The sequence below is a fragment of the Natranaerobius thermophilus JW/NM-WN-LF genome (assembly GCF_000020005.1).
In the GTDB taxonomy this organism is placed as follows: domain Bacteria; phylum Bacillota; class Natranaerobiia; order Natranaerobiales; family Natranaerobiaceae; genus Natranaerobius; species Natranaerobius thermophilus.
This window is the reverse complement of record NC_010718.1, coordinates 1,787,183-1,810,121: the sequence shown is the minus strand read 5'-3', so window position 1 is coordinate 1,810,121 and position 22,939 is coordinate 1,787,183. Positions and strand designations below refer to the sequence as shown.

Here is a 22,939-nt window from a genome sequence, read left to right as displayed (position 1 = left end):
GAATATCAATTCGCTAAGCTTATGAATTTATTAATGTAAGGATTAATGCAAAAATTATAAGGGAGGGGAGAGGACATGATTAAAATTCTAACTGATAGTGCTAGTGACTTGCCAGAAAAAATTATTAAACGTTATAAAATAGATGTATTGCCATTTGTGATAAATTTAAATGGTAGGGAGTATAGAGATGGTATAGACATCAATTCTAAAGATATTTTTCAGGCTATTAGGGAGGGAAAAGAAGTTTTTACATCCCAAGTACCTCAAAATATATTGTATCAAAGGTTGGAAACTTATGCATCTCAGGGATTCGATTGTCTCTATATTGGTTTTTCTTCAAAATTATCAGGTACTTATCAAACTGCCAGAATGATAGCCAAGGAAGTGGATGAAAAATTTCCTGAAGTAAATGTAGCGACTGTAGATAGTTTGGCTGGATCATTGGCACAAGGCATGATAGTTGAGAGAGCAGCTATCATGAAAGAAAACGGAGCTTCCTTGCATAACATCATTCAAAAAATACAACAACAAACTAAGAAGGTAGAACATATATTTTCAATAGATGATTTAAAACATTTGTACCGAGGTGGTAGGATTAGACTTAGCAGTGCCTGGCTAGGTTCTGTTTTAAAAATCAAACCGGTGCTTCATGTAACGGATGGGAAAATTGAACCTTTGGAAAAGCAAAGAGGGAATAAACGCTTGTTGAGAAGAATTGTCGATATAGTTGATGAACGAGGTGATAATCTAAGTCATCAGACAATTGGTATAGCCCATGCTGATGATGAAAATAAAGCTTTGCAGTTGAGAAATATGCTAATGGAAAGGTTAAATTGTAAGCAATTTGTAATCAATCAAATAGGTTGTGTATTGAGTGCTCATTTAGGTGTTGGAGGAGTAGGAGTGTTCTTTAATGCTTAGTTACAAGAAAGATTTTGTTTTCGTGAGGTGAAAACAATGGACGTCTGCTCCAAAAAAAACCTTAGGTTTTTAAAAGTAACATCTATTTTGGTAATCTTGGTTTTTTTATTAAGTGCAATACAAATGCCTGTAAGTAGTGAAGAAAACAATTCTGACCCCAAATATAAACTATTAACTGTTGAGGACACAATTACAGCAGGCACTAGTCAATATCTGGAGCAAGGAATTGAAAATGCCATAAACCAAGGATATGACGGGGTGATTATAGTCCTAAATACTCCCGGGGGGCTTGTTGATGCCACCTTAGATATTATGGGTAAAATAGTTAATTCTCCTATACCTGTAATCACCTTTGTAAGTCCTTCAGGAGCCATAGCTGCTTCGGCTGGTACTTTTATTTTAGTTAGTGGGCATGTGGCAGCTATGACACCGGGAAGCACTTGTGGCGCTGCTATGCCAGTGACTATGCAGCCGGGGGAAGAGGGGACACAAGAAGCGGATCAAAAAACCATTAATTTTTTGGCCGGTCACTTAAAAAGTGTTGCCAGGGAACAGGGTCGACCTGAAGAAGTTGTCGAGAAATTTGTAACTGAAAATTTAACTCTGAATGCATCGGAAGCTTTGGAGAAGAATGTAATTGAATTCAATGAACCAAATTTAGATGCTTTATTAACCGCTATCCATGGTCATGAAGTTACTGTAGCAGGTGAGGAAATCACCTTAGAAACTGAAAACGCCAGGATAGATGAAGCTGAAATGACTTTTACCCAACAGTTGAGTCACTTTATCAGCAATCCTCAAATAGCATTAATACTATTTATGATCGGTATTTATGGAATTATTTTTGGTATCAATATGCCTGGGACAATTATACCAGAACTTGGGGGAGTCCTTTCACTAATTTTGGCTTTATTTGGTCTAGGTATGTTTGAAGCAAATACCCTTGGCATTATCTTAATTGTATTATCAGTAATTTTATTTATAGCTGAGGTATTCACACCAACTTTCGGTATATTAACTACCGTTGGTGTTATTGCATTAGTCATAGGTGGCTTCTTCTTGCCAGTTGAACCCATGCTCCCTCAAGCATGGTTTGATGCTTTTCAAATGACTGTCATAGGGATGGCTTTGGTAACTGCAGGTTATCTGGCTTTGGTTATAATGAAACTACTTAAAATACGTAAACAGTCTGCTGTACACAAAAAGCATGGAATGATCGGTTATCGTGGCAGGACAACAGAAGATTTGAATCCAGAAGGTTATATTAAAATTCGCGGTGAATTGTGGCGAGCCAAAAGCAAAGATGAGGAATTTATAGCGAAGAATAGAGATGTAATAGTAGAACAAGTTGAGGGGATTAAACTGATGGTATCTGAAACAAAAAGGAGTGACCAAGAGGAGACGGAAAAAGAAGTTGAGGAGTAACAGGGGGCGGACATTGAGTAAATAACAGAATTTTGTTTAAAACCAAATAATGACGGATTATACAAACTTTTAGGGAGGGGAGTTTATGTTACCTCAGTACTTTGGATTACTGGGTGGAGCTTTATTAGTAATTATCCTTTTAAGCATGGCCATTCAAATTATCAATGAGTACGAGCGTGGTGTAACATTTCGATTGGGTAGACTTATAGGAACTAAGGGGCCAGGCCTGATTGTAATTATCCCTATAATTGATCGTTTAGTACGAGTTACCTTGAGAACTGTTGTATACGATGTTCCAGTGCAAGAAGTAATTACCAGGGATAATGTTACTTGCAAAGTTAATGCAGTTCTTTATTACCGGGTAGTAGCTCCTGAAAAAGCTGTGGTCAATGTCCAAAGGTATCATGAGGCAACAATTCAACTAGCTCAAACAACCTTAAGAAGTGTAGTAGGTGAAGCTGACTTAGATGAACTGTTATCAGAACGGGAAAAGCTCAATCAGAAACTACAAAAAATTATAGATGAAGCTACCGATCCTTGGGGAATTAAAGTTACTACAGTTGAAATTAAAGACGTAATGATTCCTGAGGCCATGCAAAGAACCATTGCTCGCCAGGCAGAAGCAGAAAGGCGTAAAAGAGCTGTTATTATTCAAGCTGATGGAGAGCGACAAGCAGCTGTTCAATTGGCCAGGGCGGCGGATATATTGTCTAAACAAGAAGGCGGTTTAACATTGAGAACACTAAGGACGGCTTCTGAGATTTCTGCAGAAAAAAGTTCAAGTATCTTTTTCCCACTACCTATGGAATTTGGAGGCTTATTATCACGTATAGACCTTGATGAATTGATAAATAAATCCTCGGCTCGAGAGTCTTCAGAACAAGATCATAATTTAGAAAATGAAAGTTTAAATGAAGAGCACCATGATGAGAAAAAACAAGAGGAAAATGATAATGAATAATAACAATAAAATATAATGTTGGTAAATCAAAGCTAGGAACTGAAGAAAAGTTCCTAGCTTTTTTTGGAATAAAATCTCAATAAACAAGTCAAACTAAAATTAGGAAATTTTAGGACTCAGGGGGATGATAATAGTGCTTAATTTTTTAGCAATAATCTTAGTTTTACTGCTAGTCTTAACTTTACTTGGCATGGCAGTAAGAATTTTCGCTGAGTACGAACGAGGAGTGACCTTTCGCCTGGGAAGATTTGTAGGAACAAAAGGACCTGGTTTAATATTTATTATTCCATTTATAGATAGAATCGAAAAAGTATCATTACGGACTGTAGTTTATGACGTGCCGGTCCAAGAAGTAATTACTAAAGATAATGTAACTTGTAGAGTGAACGCTGTTTTGTACTATCGGGTGGTAGAACCTAAAAATGCTGTAATTAATGTTCAAAGATTTCATGAGGCAACTATTCAACTATCTCAAACTACATTGCGCAGTGTGGTAGGAGACGCTGAATTTGATGAATTACTTTCAGAAAGAGAAAAGTTAAATCAAAAATTGCAACAGATTATTGATCAGGCTACTGATCCCTGGGGAATTAAAGTCACTACCGTTGAAATTAAAGATGTCACTATCCCAGATAGTATTCAAAGGTCTATTGGAAGGCAAGCCGAAGCTGAACGAAGAAGAAGGGCAGTTATAATTCAAGCTGAAGGAGAAAAACAAGCAGCTAAGGAATTAGCAGAAGCGGCTGATATATTATCTAAACAAAAAGGTGGTTTAACGTTAAGGTCATTAAGAACTGCTCTTGAAATGTCTGCCGAAAAAGGTAATACCATTTATTTTCCCTTTCCTATGGAATTTACTAGTTTAATGAATTTAATAGGCGGGGAAGAAAACGAAGAAAAATAGGAAAAATTAAGGACCCTGTTCAGGGTCCTTTTTTAGTTGGCGCTGTTTTATTTTGTTGTAGATACCGTTGTCAACAGTGAACTTTAATACAGACTTTTAGTAAAGCTGGACTAGGTTATTCCAATTTGATTAATTTGATACCATTTAAAGCCAAATGATGCAGAAATACATTATGAAAGACTTCCCTAGGGTGAGGGATAGCACCTTTTGGTGTCTGGTCTTTAGGTAAATCGTAAGTGTTTACCATGTCTACAATTACATTTATATCAGCCTTTTTTGACTGTTCAGACATCCAGAGCTTAGTTCCCATGGCTGTTTGATAAACACATAAATCGGTGCAGTTACCTACTATGTAAATATCTGTAACTCCCTTCTCCCAAATTTGCGATAACCACTGGGTATAACCTGAAGCCCCAAAAAACGGGCTTAATGTAGCTTTAGGTAAAACTTCAGAGTCATGATGTGATTCTATTTGAGATTTAATAGGTTCGACTAGCTGGGATTCATGAGAGTCAGCAAGGCAATGAGGTGGAAAAGCTTCGAATTCATCATCTGACTCTGAATGAGAGTCTTGAACTGATAATATTGGTCCTTTAAACTGAGATACTAATTTAGCTATTGGTTCTTTTAAGCTGTCATTATGAGGACTTTGAAGAGCTCCCATATTACAAAAACCATTTAGCATGTCAACTATAATTAATGCACTGTTTTGTGAAGTGATTTGTGAAAATTGTTTATTTATTACAGGTAAATCGCCTAACTGTTCCTTTAGAAACTCCATAAAAAAACCTCCTTAATATAAACCAGTTAGGGCAAAATTTTGATAATATTCAAATAAATCATTCTACAATAGATTAAGGAAATCCTTCATCTTCCTATATATGACAGGCCCACTGACGAGCCCATAATGCATAACCTCCCACTAAGGGAGGGATTATATGGTGAGTAAAAGGCCAATTATCAACAATATAACTATTAACAAAGGCGAATATTTTGATGAACAAAAACAAAAATGCATTAATTTTTTAATAAAAAAAGCTAGTGAGGAGGAAAAAAGCAATGATCGGGATATATGCTCGAGTCAGCACAGAGGAACAAGCAAAAACAGGGACTAGTATTCAAGATCAGTTAAGAGCCTGTAAGGAGTATTTATCCAAGGATGAGCTTCAAAATTATCAACTTCAGGAATATATTGATGAAGGAATTTCGGGTGAAATCTTTGAACGTCCTGCTCTATCTAAATTGAGAAATGATTCCGAAAGGGGGAACTTAACAGCAGTTATCTGTTTTGACCCTGATCGATTATCTCGTAAATTAATGCATCAACTAATAATTACTGAAGAACTTAATGAACATGGAGTGGAGCTATTATTCGTTAATGGCTATTATCAAAAAACCCCAGAAGGGAATTTGTTTTATAGTTTAAGAGGAGCAATTTCAGAATTTGAAAAGGCTAAAATTACTGAACGTATGAAACGAGGAAGATTAGAAAAAGCCAGACAAGGTTCAGTTTTAAGAGATTATAATGTATATGGCTATAATTATAATAAAAATAATCGTAGTTTGGAGATAAATAAAAAAGAGAGTGAGATAGTTAAGTTAATATTTGATTTATTTACAAGGCCTGAGGGTCAAAATTTAGGGATCAATGGTATTGCAAATTATTTGACGAAAAAAGGGATTCCGACTAAAACAAACAAGCAAACTTGGCATAGACAAGTAGTAAAACAAATCCTGCAAAACCCAGTTTATATTGGTAGTTTTTACCAAAACAAATGGAAAGCGGAAGCTACAAGGGACTCACCAGTACAAAAAGCAACTAAGTCGATAAGCCCTAAGGTAAGGGATCAAAGTGATTGGATTGAAATTAAATGTCCAGCTATAATTACAGAGAGCAAATTCTATAAAGCCCAAGAACTTCTGAAACAGTCCAGGAGAAAGTGGGTTAAGCAAGGAAAACGTCTTTATCTGTTAAGTGGTTTAGTGAAATGCGGTTTATGTAATAATACTATGACTGGCAGACGTGTTAAGAATTGGGGTGAGTATGTATTTATTTATACTGATAAAAAGAATAATCCCGGAATCTATCAGGGCTGTGGTTTGAATATTCCGTGTAGTGAGTTAGACAAAGTTGTTTCAGAAGTGGTGTTTAACTGGTTAACAGATTTAAATGAAATAAAATCTCAAGTATCCGAGGTTTTAGAAGGGCAAAATAAACATATTGAACTAGATATAAGTGAAACTGAGTCAAAACTTTCTAAAACAAAGCAACAAAAGAAAAAGCTCCTTGATTTAATTGGTGAAGATACCATATCAATTCAAGAAGCAAGGGAGTATTTGCAAAGCTGCAATCAGAAAGAGAAGAAATTGAGTCAAAAATTAAAGGAATTACAAGCTCATAAGAAGAATATAAAAAAACAGTATCAATCTAAACAAAGTAAGCATATAATTTCATCGACTTTTGCAAAGATTAAAAATTACAATGAAGAAGATTTAATTAATCAACAGCAAATCATTAGAACCATGATTAGAGAAATCATAATCTATAAAAATAGTATAGTCATTAATACCCATTAAACTGGATTAAGTGGAACTGGTTAGCTGGGACTTGCTAAACTCTTGTCATTGAAACGGAGATTTTAATGCATTTTAGAGCAACTAAAAAGAACCGCTCAGAATCTTATTTGCAAGATCCTATAGGTGTTGATAAAGAGGGAAATGAGATAACTTTACTTGACATACTCGGGTCTGATTCTAATATGGTTATTGATCAAGTGACTTTATCAATAGACAAGGACAAATTACGTAGAGTTATCAAAACCTTAAAACCTAGAGAGGAAAAAATTCTTAGATGGAGATTTGGATTATCCAATGAGAAAGCTTTAACCCAAAAAGAAGTAGCTGAAAAGCTAGGGATTTCTCGTTCTTATGTTTCTAGAATTGAGAAGCGGATTTTAAATAAGATGGGCGAACTGCTCAGTTAATAATATTATTAATTTCCCGGGAAACCGCAGAATACAACATTTATAAATAATTTTTTACAATAATAGATAAGTTTTTTGGCAGGATATTAAGAGTTTGATGAGGAATGTATAAAAACGAAATATTATATTTTCACTAAAAATTTACTAAGAATAATTACACGCTGAAATATTGGAGTGACTTAATTTGAAACTATTGTATCCGGATTTATATCTAGAGTCTATTTACAATCTAGATTTTGACAAATTAGCAAATAAGGGAATCCAAGGTATAATTACAGATTTAGATAATACTTTGATTGCTTGGAAAGATGAAGAGTTGACTGATTATCTTAATAATTGGTTTCAAGAAGCTAAATCAAAGAAATTAGAGATGTGCATAGTATCTAACAACCAAAATAGTCGAGTCCATAAATTTGCAGAAAAAGTTGGTTTACCTGCTATACCAAATGCCAACAAACCCAGAAAAAAAGCTTTTAAGAAGGCTTTACAAGAATTGGAATTACCACCCGAAAAGGTTGCAGTCGTAGGTGATCAGGTATTTACTGATGTCCTGGGAGGTAATAGGATGGGAATGTTTACAATTTTAGTTGTTCCCATAGACGAAAAGGAATTTATAGGGACCAAATTTTTGAGACTATTAGAAAGGTTCATATTGCGGAAAGTGAGCAAACAGAGTTAATAATTTCAAATTATTTGGGTATAATATACCCCCAGGTTGAAAACCGGGGAGGGATTAAAAGTGGAAAATACAATTTCAATTACAGAATTAGTACCATACTCTCCTGAAGAACTTTTGGGGAAAGAGGATTATTTCCTTGAAAAAATTAAAACTTTCATTGATAAAGTGAGAAAAGAAAGAACCGATCTTGATAATTATCGCTTAAATGATGTTGGTTTTATTCCCAAAGAGGATGCCGTGTTGATTAAATTATACTTTAAATGGGATCATAACGCTAAAGAACAGATACCTGATAAAGAAAAAATAATTGATATTCGCCAGTATTTAAGCACCTGATTACCTCAGGTGCTGTTTTTTTTGGGAGCTATTATATTAGTTGTTGATACTGTAAAAATTAAACGGATTATGCAGTTTTGACAGTACATCTTAATAAGTGAATAGGAGAACTAGGTCAACCTTTTTAAACATAATTATTTGATAACCAGGAAAATGTAATATAATATCGAAAAATAATATTTAGAGAAACAAAATAATTTAGGAGGTAGTTATTAGAATGCAAGATAAAAAAGCTATTGTTTTATGTGCAAATATGTATGAAGAGAGAGAGTTATGGTATCCTTATTATCGACTTCAAGAAGCTGGTTTAGAAGTAGAATTGGTTGGGGCTGAGGAAGGAACATATACAGGAAAAGCAGGTCTGCCATGCAAGGTCGACAAGCAAATATCCCAGATTAATGCTGAAGAAGTAGATGCTGTAATAATACCAGGTGGTTTTGCCCCAGATAGCTTAAGAAGAAATCAACAAATTCTAAATGTAATTAAAAAAGTAAATAACAATGGAGGTTTAATTGCTGCTATCTGCCATGGTCCCTGGCTATTAGTTTCTGCTGATATAATTTCTGGTAAACATATAACTTGTTTTTGGGCTATCATAGATGATGTTAAAAATGCAGGTGCCCATTATGAAGATCGTGAAGTTATTAGAGATGGTAATATAGTTACTTCAAGGATTCCTCATGATTTACCGGAATTTATGAAAGAATGTTTAACAGTATTGCAAGATTAATCGAAACATGTGACAATTTTAGTTGTCATATGAATATGGGAAGATCTCTTTGTTTGAGATCTTCCTTTTTAGTGGCTTTAAGTGAAATTGAAATTTTATTTATCAACATTCAACTTTATTATATCTAAAATTTAAATATCGGGGGTGTTGACAATTACTGCTTCCAATAAGAAAGTTGATTCACAACAATATCAAATTAGCTTGCTCGGAGCGGTTATTATGATAGTTGGAACAGTTGTTGGAGCAGGAATTTATATTATCATTGGCCCCTTAGCAGTTTCAGTAGGACCAGGCTTGATGATATCGTATTTAATTGCTCTGTTAATTGCAGCTGCATCATCCTTTTGTTATGCTCAAGTGGCTGCTATTTATCCTACTACAGCAGCTACTTACAGGTATGCCAGAATGTTTTATCCTGAAACTATTGGATTTTTAATGGGTTGGTTAAGGTTTATGACTTCTTTTTACGGTTTAGCATTAATGGCTAGTGGTTTTACTGAGTACTTTGATAGTCCCTGGGGGATTGATAATAGAATTATTGCAGCTGTAATTTTAACGATTTTTTATGTAGTTAATGCCTTTGGAATTAAAACCACCCAACTGGTACAGAGTGTTTTAGTGACTATAGTAGTTGCTGGTTTGATTGTTTTCTCTGGAGGAGGATTAGCTGAAATTAATTTGGATAACTTAACACCAATGACTGAAGCGGGTATGGGTACAATTTTTGGTGGCGCATTAACTGCTTTTTTTGCCTATACTGGTATGTACTTTGTGGCTGAGATTGGCGATGAAATTGAAGAATCAGATAAAAATATTCCCAGAGCAATTATTATTGCTTCAATAATAATTGGACTTTTGTATTTAAGCACTACTTTGGTGTTTTCAGGAGCATTAGGTTGGGATACTATTAAGGCTGCTGAACCCAACTTAGCAGAAGCTGCTCAAATTATTTTCCCGGGATGGACTTTTTATTTTATACAGTTGAGTGGCGTAGTAGCTGTAATTATGCCCATTAATTCAATTTATGCTGCCAGTTGTAGACTACTAGCTAGTTTATCTGAAGACGGTTATATGCCCGTAATTTTAGCTAAGAAAAACCGTTTTAATGTTCCTGGTATAGCTTTGACAGTAATTTATATTTTAGGGATATTGATTGTTTCTCTAGATTTATCAATTTTATATTTGGGAGCGATTAGTTCATTAGTGACTTTAATTGGAATGGCCTTGGTAGCTGGTGCCGGGTTAAAGATACTTGCCCAGGAGCCAGATAAACTGAAAGAGGCACCTTTTACTCTTTCCCCTCGAGTAATGATAGGATTGGGAATATTCACCATTATTGCAGTGATCTGTTTAGCGGTATTTTCTTTCATGGAGGATCCTTTAATTTTGTATTCTTTATTTATATGGATTGGTTTGGGTTTAATATATTTTAAAATTAGACAATATTATGCTAAAACAAAAGGCTATCAAAACTTTTATGGATAATGAATTTAATAGAAAATGGTGGTGAGATTATGGTTAAAAATCCCAAAGGTTTACTGGCTTTGATTGGTAATCCAGTGGGGCACTCTCTTTCTCCTGTGATGCACAATGCCGCTTTCCACGAGATGGGGCTAAATTGGTGTTATCATGCGTTTAATGTAGAATCTATTCAGTTGGCCGAAGCGATTCATGGACTGAAAGCTTTAAATTTTAATGGAGGAAATGTAACCTCTCCGTACAAAGAGCAGGTTATACCTTACTTAGATAATTTGACTTGGGAAGCTAAGATAGCAGGTGCTGTTAATACTTTGATTTTGGATGATCTAGAGGGGAGCATTACAGGGGACAATACAGACGGAGATGGGTTTGTAACTTATTTAGAAAAGGAAAAGAACTTCACTCTTAAAAATAAAGACATATGTGTTATAGGAGCAGGTGGAGCTGCCAGGGCTATCTGTATGGGAATGTTAAAAAGAGCACCAAATAGCATTGTCATAGTTAATCGAAACTTAAATAGAGCAGATAAATTAGTAGAGAGATTAAATCAAGCAATAACAGAAGATCAATTCAAAAAACTGTATGGACATGTAAAAACCCATTTAAAAGCTGTTTCATTGGAACCCAGTTGTCTTATTGGAGTTTTAAAAGAAAGCAATTTGATCATTAATTCTATACCGACTGACCCGCCCGAGTATATTGTGCAAAGTTTACAAACTCTTGAAACAATTGATACAAGAACAGCAGTGGTCGATTTACGCTATGGCGAACAACTGGGTCCCTATCTACAGCAAATAGCTAGACCTGGTATAGAAATATCCGATGGCTCGGGGATGCTTTTATATCAGGGTATATTGTCTTTTGAAAAATGGACCGGAGAAGAAGCTCCTGTTAAGATCATGAAAAAAGCTCTAAATTGGTAATTTAGAGCTTTTTTTTTTATTTTTAGAGTAAAGAGGGTTTTGGAAAATTATGTAGAATAAAGTATTACTTTCACTTGTCGGAGGTGCATAACAATTTCAAACAACCAGATCAGTATAGAAAAACTATTGATTGATTACAACATACTTTCAAAAGCTCAACTCAATGAAGCACTAATTGTTCAAAAGCGTACAGGTAACAGATTGAGTTCGATAGTAATAGATTTACAATTTATAAGTGAGAATGCGTGGGTTCAATTGTTAGAAAAAAAATTAGGTTTACCGCGAATAGAATTGTCAGATTATTGTGTCGAAAATGATACTGCCTATATACTTCCCTTCCATATCGTTGAACAAAATCGAATATTTCCATTTAAACTAAATCAGAATAATGTTGCTATAGCTACATCTGAACCATTGAATATTTTAATTATAGATGAAATTAAGTTAATAACAGGTAAAGAAGTTGAAATATGGTTGGCTACTCCCGGAGAAATTGACAGAGAGATTAAAAGATTTTTTGATATCAAAGAAGTGGTAGAAAAAGAAGTGCAGTTAATTTCCAAAGAATCTGTTACCAATATTATAGATAATAAAAACAGTGATCAAAATTTAAATTTTGAAAATGAAGCTCCTGCTATAAAAATTATAGATACAGTAATAAAATTAGCCATTGATCAAGAAGCTAGTGATATACATTTTGAACCAACTAGTAGTGACATGTTAGTTAGATTTAGAGTTGATGGGATGATGCGTCAAATAACCTGTTTTCCCAAGCACACTCAAGAACTGTTGATATCACGGATAAAAATAATGACCAATATGGATATAACTGTGAAAAGATTACCGCAAGATGGACGATGTGAATTTACAAGTCAAGAACAGAACATAGATTTAAGAGCATCAGCACTACCCACTATATTTGGTGAAAAAATAGTGATCAGATTACTTTACAAAGAAAAAATTATTTTTCCTTTGGACAAACTTGGGTTTAAAGATAAAGAATTAAGTCAATACAAGGCTATGTTGGCTGATAGTTCTGGCATGATATTAGTGACTGGACCTACGGGCTGTGGAAAGACAACGACTTTATACTCATCACTTAGTTGGATAAATTCACCAGAAAAAAATATAATTACTGTGGAAGACCCTGTAGAATACCAACTACCAGGTGTTAATCAAGTGGAAATGAATGAGAAAGCTGGATTAACCTTCGCAATTGGATTAAGGTCTATTCTACGGCAAGATCCCGATATAATTATGATAGGTGAAATCAGAGATTTGGAAACGGCACGGATAGCAGTCAGATCCTCATTGACTGGTCATTTAGTTTTTTCCACACTACACACTTCAAATTCAATAGGAGCTTTATCAAGATTAATTGATATGGGGATTCCCATGTATTTATTGAACTCTTCTATTAAAGGTATTTTGTCTCAGAGATTGGTTAGGAAAATTTGTAATCATTGTAAAGAACTATATCAGCCTAGTTTTCAAGAACTTAACTTTTATGAAGCTCATGCCAATCATATATCTTATTTACCTAATTTTTTTAGAGGCAGAGGTTGTAGAATATGTAATGGAACAGGATATCAAGGGAGAAAGGCTGTATTTGAACTGCTAGTAGTAGACAATCAAATAAAAAAAGAAATCGCGAAAGGGGTAACAAAACTAGATGACTTGAACTTCGCGTCAGTGTGGGATTGTTTAACACTAGTGAATAATGCTTTACAGGATGTTAATAGTGGAATTACGACTTTAGAAGAAGTTATTAGAATAACAAGTTTCCAAGAATCCCTAAAAGTGAGGAAATAAGATGATTAAATATTATTATAGAGCAAAAAGTTGGACAGGAGAAGAAATTAAGGGATTTATCACTGCTGACAGTCGGGAAACAGCCATATTAAATTTAACAAATGAAAATTTTTGCTTAATTGAACTTAAAAATTATTCAAAGCGAGATTCGTTATTCGAATATATCAGAAAATTTTTAGATCCAGTCACATCTAAAGAATTAATGCTATTTACTAGCCAATTTTCCACAATGGTTAGGTGTGGGATTCCTGTTATTGAAAGTCTTGACTTGCAAACACAACAATTAGGAAATAAAAATCTGACCAGGGGACTAACCATAGTAATAAAATCTCTAAACTCTGGTAAAAGTTTACGAGAAGCTTTTTCAGATGCCAGTGAAACCTTTCCATGGCTTATTACGGAAATGGTGGGAGCTGGAGAAGAATCGGGACGCTTGGACGAAATTTTAGATCGTTTGGCATTACATTACGAACAGGAATATACTTTATCTCAAAAACTAAAATCTGCTATTAGTTATCCAATTTTACTAATCATATTAGCTATGGTAGTAGTTTATATTTTATTAACAGTAATTTTCCCACAATTTATCAATTTGTTTGAAGCTCAGGGTGCAGAGTTACCTTTTATCACGAGAATGATTTTTGATTCAGGGATTTGGATGACTGAAAACTTTTCACTTATCTTTGTCCTGGCTATCTTGTTAATGTTTTTGTGCGTTTATATATTTCGAAGATTTGGAGCTCGGCTGATACTTGATTCTGTGAAATTAAAAATACCTGTTTTTGGTGATTTAGTTATAAAAGCGAATGTTGCTCGTTTAACTAGAACTGCCGCAATGCTTTTGGAAAGTGGAGTCCCTCTGAAAAACTCCTTGAGTATTGGAAAAAATGTTGTCAGTAATCTAAAAATACGAAGAGATATAGATAAAATTATTCACGGTATACAGGAAGGCCAGAGGATGACATATTGTATGTGTGGATTGGAAACTTTCCCAGATCTATGCAACAGATTGATATCTGTAGGAGAAGAAACAGGGACCCTAGATGAAACATTGAAACGAATTGCTAATTTATACGAGAGGGAATTGAGTTTAAATGTCAAACAAATAACGGCTTTAATAGAGCCATTAATGATATTAATTATGTCCTTAATAATCGGATTACTTGTCTTGGCTGTTATCATACCTGTTATTGAATTATGGAAAATTTTCTAAAAAACTCAGATTAATTGAGGGGTAATGATATGAATTTGAGATCAAGTAATGAAATTACAACTTTAAAGAAATCTGGTTTTATTTTATTGGAATTATTGATTAGTTTAGTTATTTTAGCATTGATTGCAGGTCCAATAATTGCTCTTACTATTCAAGGCGTAAAAGGAATCTCTCATTCTGGAACCTATAGTGAGGCCAGTTATCTAGCCAAGGGAGAACTGGAAGTTTTAAAAAATAAAACATATGAGGAAATAATGCAGAACGACGAACCTGTGTCATTAAATCCAAATTTCGAAATTGTAATAGAGACTACTGTTTTAGATGAAATCCAAGATTGTAAACTATTGTTAATTGAAGTCCTGATAGAGTGGGAAGATGAAACGGGAAAAACTTCTCACTACTATGTAAACACCTTACAGACTAGCAGGTGATTTCTTGAAAAACATACTTACTGATAAAAAGGGCTTTACATTATTTGAACTACTCATAACCTTGGTTATCTTTGGTATGCTATCAAGTGGATTTTTTATATTGTTCAATGTAGCTATAAAAAGCTGGCAGGTTGGCTTAGATAATGCTGATACACAGCAGGACGCTCGTTACGCTATGAATAGAATGGTGGAAAATATCAAAATTTCCCAAAAAGATAGTATTAAATTCAACTCTAATAGTGATATAGACTTGGGAGAGACGAGGTACTATCATCATAAACTGACTAATGATTTAAGAAATCAGCATCATAATCCTATCGCATCGAATATTAGTAAATTAAAATTTGAAAAAGTGGTTTTGATTGATGGAAAAGTGTTAACAGTTTCGAGAGATCAGTCAGATTGGGATATGATTAAAATTACTTTGGAGGTGCACAAAAATGGAGAGCATAATCACTTATCTACCTTTGTGTTACCAAGAAATTAGTTGATGAACAAAGCTAGGGGAATAACTAAAAGAAAAAAGATCAACAATGAAACTGGTTCAATGACAGTGTTGAGCCTGGTAATATTAATGATTCTAATAATAACTGGAATAGTGCTTTTAGAAATTTCAGTTTTTACAAACACTATATCTGTTGGAGATGGAGATGGGATTCAAGCCGCCTATAATGCCGAAGCGGGTTTAGAATATGCCTTATTTTCATTAAAAAAGGATTGGGAAGGTACAACAGATATCAATAGCAACTTACATAACCAAGATTATATGGACTTCGTTATGAAGCAACAAAATCAGCAGCCAATTTTTGAACTAGAACTGTCTCAAATTGATGCCAAAGGAGTGAAAGTCACTTCAAAAGGTTATTATTACGATGCGATTACGACTAGCGAAGCATTAATTGAACAAGAATTTATTCTTTCGGACTCCTTAATCTTTTTAGAAAATTATTACGAATATGTGATTACAGCCAAAACTTCAGACTTATGTGAAGACACTATTTATGGAGAAACATATTACCTTGATAGCAATCAGGATTTGACTGAGTTAGCGCCAGTCCTAGAAAACATTGATAAATGGAATCATGATAATATTGTAGTCCATACAGGAGATGTCAAACTTGATTCAATTCCCAGTGACCCCTTTGTATTAGTAGCCCTTGAAGATGATTACTCGCACAGTCAGGTTATTGTTAGCGAAAATGTTCTATCTATCAGTGAAGAAAAAACAGTTGTAATTCTTTCGCAAGGAGAAATAAAATTAAAAGATAATAAGCGTCATTATATTAATGGAGCCCCTGTGTTAATTTACTCTGAATCAAAGGATACAGGGATCAGCTTTATTGGTGGAAATATTTCGCTCAAGGGTAGTTTTATTACCCCAAGAGGTAGAGTTACCTCAGATTGTGAAAACTTACGATTGTATGCTCCAGATAAAAAAGATTTTAATTCACTATATCAATTAAAGTTGAGTGATTTTAACTACCCTTTTAGGAGGTAAATATGACATATTCAAAGGCTTTTGGTTTATTTGATCAAAACGCTATTGGAGTAAATTTTGATAGTCACGGTCTAAAAATAGTCCAATTAGGTAAAAGGGGTAACAAAATTATATGTAAAAAGATAGAAGACATTAATATTCAAGATCAAGGGAACCAGGATACCGTCGATTTTTTGCAAAGTAGGATAGATAGATTAAGAGAATATTTTGTAGCTAATAGTTTAACAAAAAAACAGATTTATTTTGCCATAAAATCTAAAGATATAATAATTAAAACCATTCAATTGCCAAATATGTCAAAAAAAGATATAGATTCGGCTATTAAACTACGGATAGAAACCCAATTAATTCTTCCATGGGATAATGTGGTTGTAGACTGGTTTATCTTAAATAGAAGTGAAACTAATACAAAAGTTTTAATAGTAGCAGCCCAGAAGGAACAAATAAATGATTATTGTCGTGTATTTAAGGATGCTGGACTAATCATCTCAGCATTAGAAGTTGATGTTTTTTCAATCCTAAGGATGGTAAATTATACATATAGTAATGATCTAACCACAGAATCTCAACAAATAAACATTATTGTCAATATTAATACTAACTACGTGTCACTAATTTTTTTAGAAGAAAATAAATATATTTTATGTAGAAATGTAAATCTAATAAATTTCGATATACAAAATCAACTTACCTGGGAAAAAATAATACTGGAAATCGAAAGTTCTTTAAATTATATCAATTTTGAAGGGCTTTCGTCTGGTAATCCGAGAACTTTGTTTTTAACTGGAGACTGCCATCAATTTATTGAAAAGCATGTAATCAACACTGAAGTGATTAACAATAACTTGGTTTTGAAACACCAATTAATCAATCCTTTTCAAAAAATTGACGTGGTCAATTTAAATTCTTCTGTCTTACAAGATAAAGTTTCTTATTGTGTAGCAACAGGGCTTGCTTTGCGGAGGTGGTTATAACTGAATATTAAAATAGATTTAAGACCACAAGAATTAATAGATAATGAATTAGTCATTAAGAAAAGGAAATTAGGGTTAATTGTTATAATTGTATACGTTTTCATCCTGATACTAATTGTGACAAACTTATATTTAAAGAATAGAACTTTGGATCAACAACTAACTATGTTTTCTCAGGAGAAGGGTGATATTACCGAAAAACATCAAATTGAGGATATAAAAAATCTCTACTTGAAAAAGAAAGATCACATAGATTTATTATTATCACAGCAAATTGATTGGCCCAGTATTTTCAAAGAAATTGAAGAAATTTTACCTAAAGAAGTTAGTTTAATAGATTTTAATGCTAAAGATTTGCCAACAATCAAAATAGTGGGACACAGTTCATCTGTATATCATACATTATTATTTAAAGAAGAGCTCAATTCTCTAGAAAGAGATATAAAAGTTGAATTAAAGAATTTGGACTACAGATACGGTAGTTATCATTTTATTCTACAGGGTATACTGAACGAAGATAGAAAAGGAGATGAAAGTCAGTGAACTATTACTTTGATTTGGTAACAAAAAAATTATTCCAATTAAGCATCAGAGAGCAGATATTGATATTTATAGTACTGTTACTGTTGATATTTTTGTTTTTCTGGAATTTATTGTATATGCCGTTAACAGAAAAAAACCAGGAATTAAATTTACATTTGACCGAAACTAAAGAGCATAGTAAAAAACAGATGAGTTCTATCAATTTTGAAGATAGTTTGAAACAACAACAAGTTAACTTTTTAGATGAAATAAAACATTTACAAGCATTAGTCCCAGGGAATAAGGAGTTGGAATATAGTTATTCTAATCTTTATTCATTAATGGAGCTTAACAATGTTTCTGTAAACTCGGTTAACATTTTCTCCGGCTCTAATAACTTACCAGAGATAAAAAGTTTGATTTTATTACATAAAATCGAAGGTCATTATTATGATATCAAACAGGTGATCGATGATTTATCTAATTTGGATAGATTGTTCAGTTTACGAGGATTACATATTAAAGAAAGTGTGAATACCGGTAGTGACGACAATAAATACGTATCAGTTGAAATGGAACTTGAAATTTTCTATGATAATATCTCAATTAGTGAAGGAAGGACACTAAAGGATGTTGAAGATATAAAAAGGGTACAAGATAATGTACAGTAATATAGTAGGCCAAAAAGGTTTTACACTGCTAGAAATATTATGTGTGGTACTAATTTTAGGAATCTTAGGAACTTTAGCGGTAACTGGTTTGTACCAGTTAATTGACTATTTTATACTTGAGGCAGCCCAGAATAAGCTTTACAATGAAATTCGTCAGGCTAAGATGCAGGCTATTAAAACCGAAGAGTTATCCAGGATAAGTTTTCCTTTTATTGGGGTTCAAAACAATTATGTAGTGATGTTGCCAGGAGAAGGGACAAGTATTAAAACTTTACCCGCAGGTTTAGAATTTTGTACAGTTAACACTGGGGGATTCGATCCTTTTAATTCAATGATAATCTTTACAGCTAATGGAACTCCTCGTTGGGGAGGGGCCAAAATAGGTATTAGCAATTCTCGCGGAGATAGTCGTTATATTGTAGTAGCAGCCGTCTCTGGTAGAGTGAGGAAAACTAAATGATTGGATAGCTACAAACTTTAATTATTGGAGGAGAATTTATGAGTGATTTAAAGTTACAAAATTATATGGAAAAAGTAGTTGAAAAGAAATTAGAAGAAATTCTAACAGACAGGAAAGAAGTTTGTGATTGCCAACAATGTAAACTAGATATTATGGCTTTGGCTTTAAATGATTTACCACCGAGATATGTAGTAACGGAAAAAGGTGAAGTCTTTTCAAAGATTGATTCCTTGTTTGTACAATTTTCTACAGATGTGACTACTGCTATAATTAAAGCGATTGATCAAGTTAAAACTCAGCCTAGACATTAAAATTTTTTGTGAGGGGTAAGTAATGGCCAGATTAAATTTAAATCAATTAAAAATACATGTAGTATTATTGGGTTTTATGGGAACAGGAAAAACACATAGTGGTCAAATACTGTCAAATATGATGAACGTACCTTGTTATGATACTGATAAAATAATTGTCAGTCGTACAGGTATGAATATCAACGATATTTTCAAACATTATGGAGAAAATTATTTTAGAGACCAGGAAACAGATATTCTAACAAAACTGGTAAATGAGAAATCTCCATGTATAATTACTACAGGTGGAGGGATTGTAATTAGAGAACATAACTGGTATGTAATGGATAAGAATTCAGTAACTTTTTCGTTGTTAGCTAGTCCAAAAACTATATATGATAGATTAAAGTATGATGAGACTAGACCTTTACTCAATACAAATGATAAATTTTTAAAAATAAAACAATTATTAATTAACAGATTGGAATACTATGAGAAGGGAGACCATTTAATATGGACTGATAAGTTAACTCCTCAAGAAGTTGCTAATCAAATTTACAGTAAATTATACTCTAATGGCTATATGTATAGGAGTGATTTAAATGGTTGCTAATAATATCATTAACTCAATTGGGGATACTCCCATGGTTGCACTTGCCGGTAACGATGGAGCCCAAATTTATGCTAAGTTAGAATACTTTAATCCAGGGGGAAGTGTAAAAGATAGGATTTCTTTAAGTATGGTACAAGCTGGTGAGGAAAAAGGTAAGATTGATTCGGAAACAACTATTATAGAACCAACTAGTGGAAACACAGGTATTGGTCTAGCAATAGTGGCTGCTTCAAAGGGATATAGATTACAACTTGTTATGCCTGATTCTATGAGTTTAGAGAGAAGAGGGTTACTGGCAGGATTAGGAGCTGAACTAGTTTTAACCCCTGGCAATGAAGGCATGGGTGGAGCAGTTAAAAAAGCTCAAGAACTACAGGAAGAGTATCTTAAAAGTTTTATGCCTCAACAATTTGATAATCCAGAAAACCCTAAAATTCATTATCATACAACTGGCCGTGAAATAATTGCAAACCTTGGAGATATTGAGCCAGATTTTTTTGTGGCTGGAGTTGGTACAGGAGGTACTATTACCGGTGTGGGACAGGCTTTAAAAGCAAAATTTCCCAAAATCAAAAATATTGCAATAGAGCCACAAAAATCACAAGTGCTTACAGGAAAAGATCCTGCTCCCCACAAAATCCAGGGAATTGGTGCTGGTTTTATTCCTAAAGTCTTGGATTTTAATATAATAGACGAAATTATACCAGTTAGTGATCAAGATGCCATTGATAGTGCAAAATTATTATCTAAACAACATGGTATATTGACTGGTATTTCAGCTGGAGCGGCTTATTTCGCTGCCCAAGAAATTGCCAGTCGGTACCCTGGATCCAAAATAGTAACTGTTTTACCAGATACTGGGGAACGCTATCTATCAACTCAATTATTTCAGGATTAATAAATTATTAAAATTAGGTCATTTGAGAAGCGAATAACTAGTGATCATAAAAGGAGGCTGACTGTTTGAAAATCTATGTCATCCACGGCCCTAATATTAATATGCTAGGTAATCGAGAATCTGAACACTATGGCACCCAAACATTAGAAGAATTAAATAGCTCAATCATTAAAGAAAGTGAATCGCTAGGTATAGAAGTAGAAATTTTTCAATTCAATAGCGAAGGAGATATTATAACCAAATTACAAGAGGCTAATAATTACGCCCAAGGGGTTATAATTAATCCAGGGGCTTACACCCATTATAGTATAGCTATAAGAGATGCTATAGCAGCTATTTCTAAGCCAGTTATCGAAGTACATATTTCTAACATTTTTAATCGCGAGAGTTTTAGAAGTCATTCAGTAATTGCACCTGTTGCTAAAGGTCAAATCTCTGGTATGGGTTTTGCCGGATATTTATTGGCTTTAAATGCTTTTATCAAAACTAAGGAGGGTTAGTATGTCTAAAATGGACAGACTAAATAGGTTGCGAGGGAAAATGTCAGAGCATGATATCCCAGCCCTGTTTGTAACAAAACAAGAAAATTGTCGTTACTTAACTGGCTTCACTGGAAGTAGTGGCTTTATACTGGTCACACAAGATGAAAGTTATTTTTTAACAGACTTTAGATATGTGGAGCAAGCTGAAGAGCAAATTCCAAAAGACTTTAAAGTAATTAAGCACGAATTTCCCATGGTCAAAACTCTTAATGAATTACTAAAAAAACTTAATATTGATCAAATTTATCTAGAAAAAAATCATATCACTTATGAAGATTACGAAAGGTATCAAGAAAATCTTGAAGCTGACATAATACCAGAAAAAGATTTAGTGTCAGAATTAAGAAAAATAAAGGACAAAGAAGAAGTGGAAATCTTATCAAAGGCTATTCATATAGCCGATGAAGCTTTTGTACATATTGTTAATTTTATTGAAGAAGGAGTTACTGAGCGAGACTTGGCTCTTGAACTTGAATACTTTATGAAAAAACAAGGGGCAGAAGACATTTCTTTTGATATAATTGTAGCCAGTGGACACCGATCATCATTACCCCATGGAGTAGCGTCAAATAAAAAAATCCAGAATGGTGAATTTATTAAAATGGATTTTGGAGCAAAATATCAAGGTTATTGCTCTGATATGACTAGAACAGTAGTTTTAGGAAAAGCTAGTGAAGAACAGAAAAAGATATATGATCTCGTATTTCAAGCTCAGATGAATGCTTTAGATAATATCCATGCTGGATTAACGGGTAAAGAAGCGGATAGCTTTGCCAGATTAACTATTGAAAAAGAGGATTATGGCAATTATTTTGGTCATGGATTAGGTCATGGAGTGGGGATGAAAGTACATGAATCTCCCAGACTTTCGCCTAACCATGAAGACGAATTAGTTCCCGGTATGACGGTTACAGTGGAACCTGGAGTGTATATTCCTCAATGGGGTGGTGTTCGAATTGAGGATATTGTTCTCGTTCAAGAACAAGGCTGTGAAGTTCTAACACGATCAACTAAGGATTTAATCGAGATTTAATTATAGTAGTACCCGTGGAACTAAAGTTGACAAAGGAGGTATTGTAATGATTACTAGTAATGATTTTAAAAATGGCATGACAATAGAAGTTGATGGAGAAGTATACAGTATTGTGGAATTTCAACATGTTAAGCCTGGTAAAGGTGCAGCATTTGTTCGTACGAAACTAAGGCATATGAAATCAGGAAATGTATCTGAAAAAACTTTTCGCGCTGGTGAAAAAGTAAAACGTGCTCATTTAGAAGAACGCGAAATGCAATTTCTGTACGCGGCAGGAGATATGTATAACTTTATGGATACAGAGTCCTTTGAGCAGTATACTTTAACCAAAGATCAGTTAGAAGATAAAACACAGTTTATAAAAGAAAACATGATAATTACTGTATTGTTTCATAATGGAGAAGAAATAAGTATTGAACTGCCGGTATTCGTCGAACTGGCAGTGAGCGAAACTGAACCGGGAGTAAAAGGAGATACAGCTTCAGGAGGTAGTAAACCAGCAACTTTAGAAACTGGTGCAACTGTTAATGTACCTTTCTTTATTAATGAAGGTGATATAATCAAAGTTGATACTAGAACTAGTGAATATATTGAAAGGGTAAAAGGGGAATAATAATATGCGACACTAAATATATTTTTT

At 33.8% G+C, this 22,939-nt stretch carries 27 protein-coding genes; 26 read left to right on the top strand and 1 reads right to left on the bottom strand.

Translation table 11 applies throughout. From position 1 onward, the window contains the following. Window positions 1-75 precede the first annotated feature (75 nt). From NTHER_RS08805 to NTHER_RS08790, 4 genes are all read left to right on the top strand, one after another. Window positions 76-921, top strand: a complete 846-nt coding sequence (locus tag NTHER_RS08805) for a DegV family protein (RefSeq protein WP_012448184.1) — start codon at window positions 76-78, stop codon at window positions 919-921. A 123-nt stretch (window positions 922-1,044) separates the two neighbouring features. Next, entirely contained in the window at window positions 1,045-2,346 is a 1,302-nt protein-coding gene (locus tag NTHER_RS08800) for an NfeD family protein (protein ID WP_158438240.1), read from the top strand. Between the two features lie 85 nt (window positions 2,347-2,431). Next, on the top strand, window positions 2,432-3,307 hold the full coding sequence (locus NTHER_RS08795) for a slipin family protein (protein ID WP_012448182.1): 876 nt from the start codon (window positions 2,432-2,434) through the stop codon (window positions 3,305-3,307). 124 nt (window positions 3,308-3,431) lie between these two features. Continuing rightward, on the top strand, window positions 3,432-4,211 hold the full coding sequence (locus tag NTHER_RS08790; RefSeq protein ID WP_041367041.1) for a slipin family protein: 780 nt from the start codon (window positions 3,432-3,434) through the stop codon (window positions 4,209-4,211). Between the two features lie 115 nt (window positions 4,212-4,326). Here the strand turns inward: NTHER_RS08790 and NTHER_RS08785 are convergent, their stop codons facing one another. Further along, window positions 4,327-4,992, bottom strand: a complete 666-nt coding sequence (locus tag NTHER_RS08785) for a cysteine hydrolase family protein (RefSeq protein WP_012448180.1) — start codon at window positions 4,990-4,992, stop codon at window positions 4,327-4,329. Window positions 4,993-5,270: 278 nt separating this feature from the next. On the opposite strand from NTHER_RS08785, the gene NTHER_RS08780 reads away from it, so the two are divergent. The 22 genes from NTHER_RS08780 (at window position 5,271) to efp (ending at window position 22,912) form a co-directional block, all read left to right on the top strand. Further along, the gene (locus tag NTHER_RS08780) at window positions 5,271-6,788 is read left to right on the top strand and encodes a recombinase family protein (protein ID WP_012448179.1); all 1,518 of its coding nucleotides are present in this window, start codon (window positions 5,271-5,273) and stop codon (window positions 6,786-6,788) included. A gap of 65 nt (window positions 6,789-6,853) precedes the next feature. Then, window positions 6,854-7,195, top strand: coding sequence for a sigma-70 family RNA polymerase sigma factor (locus tag NTHER_RS08775; protein WP_012448178.1), 342 nt, complete (start codon window positions 6,854-6,856; stop codon window positions 7,193-7,195). Window positions 7,196-7,379: 184 nt separating this feature from the next. Further along, complete coding sequence (locus NTHER_RS08770) at window positions 7,380-7,874, top strand: YqeG family HAD IIIA-type phosphatase (protein WP_012448177.1); 495 nt, start codon at window positions 7,380-7,382, stop codon at window positions 7,872-7,874. 60 nt (window positions 7,875-7,934) lie between these two features. Then, entirely contained in the window at window positions 7,935-8,210 is a 276-nt protein-coding gene (locus NTHER_RS08765; RefSeq protein WP_012448176.1) for a hypothetical protein, read from the top strand. A 217-nt stretch (window positions 8,211-8,427) separates the two neighbouring features. Then, a complete protein-coding gene (locus tag NTHER_RS08760; RefSeq protein ID WP_012448175.1) occupies window positions 8,428-8,940 on the top strand; it encodes a type 1 glutamine amidotransferase domain-containing protein in 513 nt (170 codons plus the stop codon). Window positions 8,941-9,084: 144 nt separating this feature from the next. Beyond that, entirely contained in the window at window positions 9,085-10,425 is a 1,341-nt protein-coding gene (locus tag NTHER_RS08755; RefSeq protein ID WP_274377051.1) for an APC family permease, read from the top strand. 29 nt (window positions 10,426-10,454) lie between these two features. Next, the gene (gene aroE / locus NTHER_RS08750) at window positions 10,455-11,342 is read left to right on the top strand and encodes a shikimate dehydrogenase (protein WP_041367036.1); all 888 of its coding nucleotides are present in this window, start codon (window positions 10,455-10,457) and stop codon (window positions 11,340-11,342) included. Window positions 11,343-11,468: 126 nt separating this feature from the next. Next, a complete protein-coding gene (locus tag NTHER_RS08745; RefSeq protein ID WP_012448172.1) occupies window positions 11,469-13,154 on the top strand; it encodes a GspE/PulE family protein in 1,686 nt (561 codons plus the stop codon). Window position 13,155: 1 nt separating this feature from the next. Continuing rightward, window positions 13,156-14,367 (top strand): type II secretion system F family protein, encoded by a 1,212-nt coding sequence (locus NTHER_RS08740; RefSeq protein WP_012448171.1) that lies wholly within the window; start codon window positions 13,156-13,158, stop codon window positions 14,365-14,367. A 29-nt stretch (window positions 14,368-14,396) separates the two neighbouring features. Next, window positions 14,397-14,798 (top strand): type IV pilus modification PilV family protein, encoded by a 402-nt coding sequence (locus NTHER_RS08735; RefSeq protein WP_012448170.1) that lies wholly within the window; start codon window positions 14,397-14,399, stop codon window positions 14,796-14,798. Window positions 14,799-14,802: 4 nt separating this feature from the next. After that, window positions 14,803-15,285: a PilW family protein gene (locus tag NTHER_RS08730; RefSeq protein WP_012448169.1), complete on the top strand. Its 483-nt coding sequence runs from the start codon at window positions 14,803-14,805 to the stop codon at window positions 15,283-15,285. A 3-nt stretch (window positions 15,286-15,288) separates the two neighbouring features. After that, complete coding sequence (locus NTHER_RS08725; protein WP_012448168.1) at window positions 15,289-16,296, top strand: pilus assembly PilX N-terminal domain-containing protein; 1,008 nt, start codon at window positions 15,289-15,291, stop codon at window positions 16,294-16,296. Between the two features lie 2 nt (window positions 16,297-16,298). After that, window positions 16,299-17,270, top strand: coding sequence for a type IV pilus biogenesis protein PilM (gene pilM, locus NTHER_RS08720; RefSeq protein ID WP_012448167.1), 972 nt, complete (start codon window positions 16,299-16,301; stop codon window positions 17,268-17,270). A 117-nt stretch (window positions 17,271-17,387) separates the two neighbouring features. Beyond that, the gene (locus tag NTHER_RS08715) at window positions 17,388-17,813 is read left to right on the top strand and encodes a hypothetical protein (protein ID WP_012448166.1); all 426 of its coding nucleotides are present in this window, start codon (window positions 17,388-17,390) and stop codon (window positions 17,811-17,813) included. Beyond that, window positions 17,810-18,463: a hypothetical protein gene (locus tag NTHER_RS08710; protein WP_012448165.1), complete on the top strand. Its 654-nt coding sequence runs from the start codon at window positions 17,810-17,812 to the stop codon at window positions 18,461-18,463. Before NTHER_RS08715 ends, NTHER_RS08710 begins: the two co-directional genes overlap by 4 nt. After that, window positions 18,453-18,923, top strand: coding sequence for a prepilin-type N-terminal cleavage/methylation domain-containing protein (locus NTHER_RS08705; protein ID WP_012448164.1), 471 nt, complete (start codon window positions 18,453-18,455; stop codon window positions 18,921-18,923). Before NTHER_RS08710 ends, NTHER_RS08705 begins: the two co-directional genes overlap by 11 nt. 38 nt (window positions 18,924-18,961) lie before the next feature. Then, window positions 18,962-19,234: a late competence development ComFB family protein gene (locus tag NTHER_RS08700; RefSeq protein WP_012448163.1), complete on the top strand. Its 273-nt coding sequence runs from the start codon at window positions 18,962-18,964 to the stop codon at window positions 19,232-19,234. Between the two features lie 22 nt (window positions 19,235-19,256). Further along, window positions 19,257-19,826, top strand: coding sequence for a shikimate kinase (locus NTHER_RS08695; protein ID WP_012448162.1), 570 nt, complete (start codon window positions 19,257-19,259; stop codon window positions 19,824-19,826). Continuing rightward, entirely contained in the window at window positions 19,816-20,724 is a 909-nt protein-coding gene (gene cysK / locus NTHER_RS08690; protein WP_012448161.1) for a cysteine synthase A, read from the top strand. The genes NTHER_RS08695 and cysK overlap by 11 nt, the downstream gene beginning before the upstream one ends. A gap of 65 nt (window positions 20,725-20,789) precedes the next feature. Continuing rightward, a complete protein-coding gene (aroQ, locus tag NTHER_RS08685) occupies window positions 20,790-21,224 on the top strand; it encodes a type II 3-dehydroquinate dehydratase (RefSeq protein WP_012448160.1) in 435 nt (144 codons plus the stop codon). 1 nt (window position 21,225) lies between these two features. Further along, window positions 21,226-22,299, top strand: coding sequence for a M24 family metallopeptidase (locus tag NTHER_RS08680; protein WP_012448159.1), 1,074 nt, complete (start codon window positions 21,226-21,228; stop codon window positions 22,297-22,299). 46 nt (window positions 22,300-22,345) lie between these two features. Then, complete coding sequence (efp, locus tag NTHER_RS08675; protein ID WP_012448158.1) at window positions 22,346-22,912, top strand: elongation factor P; 567 nt, start codon at window positions 22,346-22,348, stop codon at window positions 22,910-22,912. Window positions 22,913-22,939: the final 27 nt, after the last annotated feature.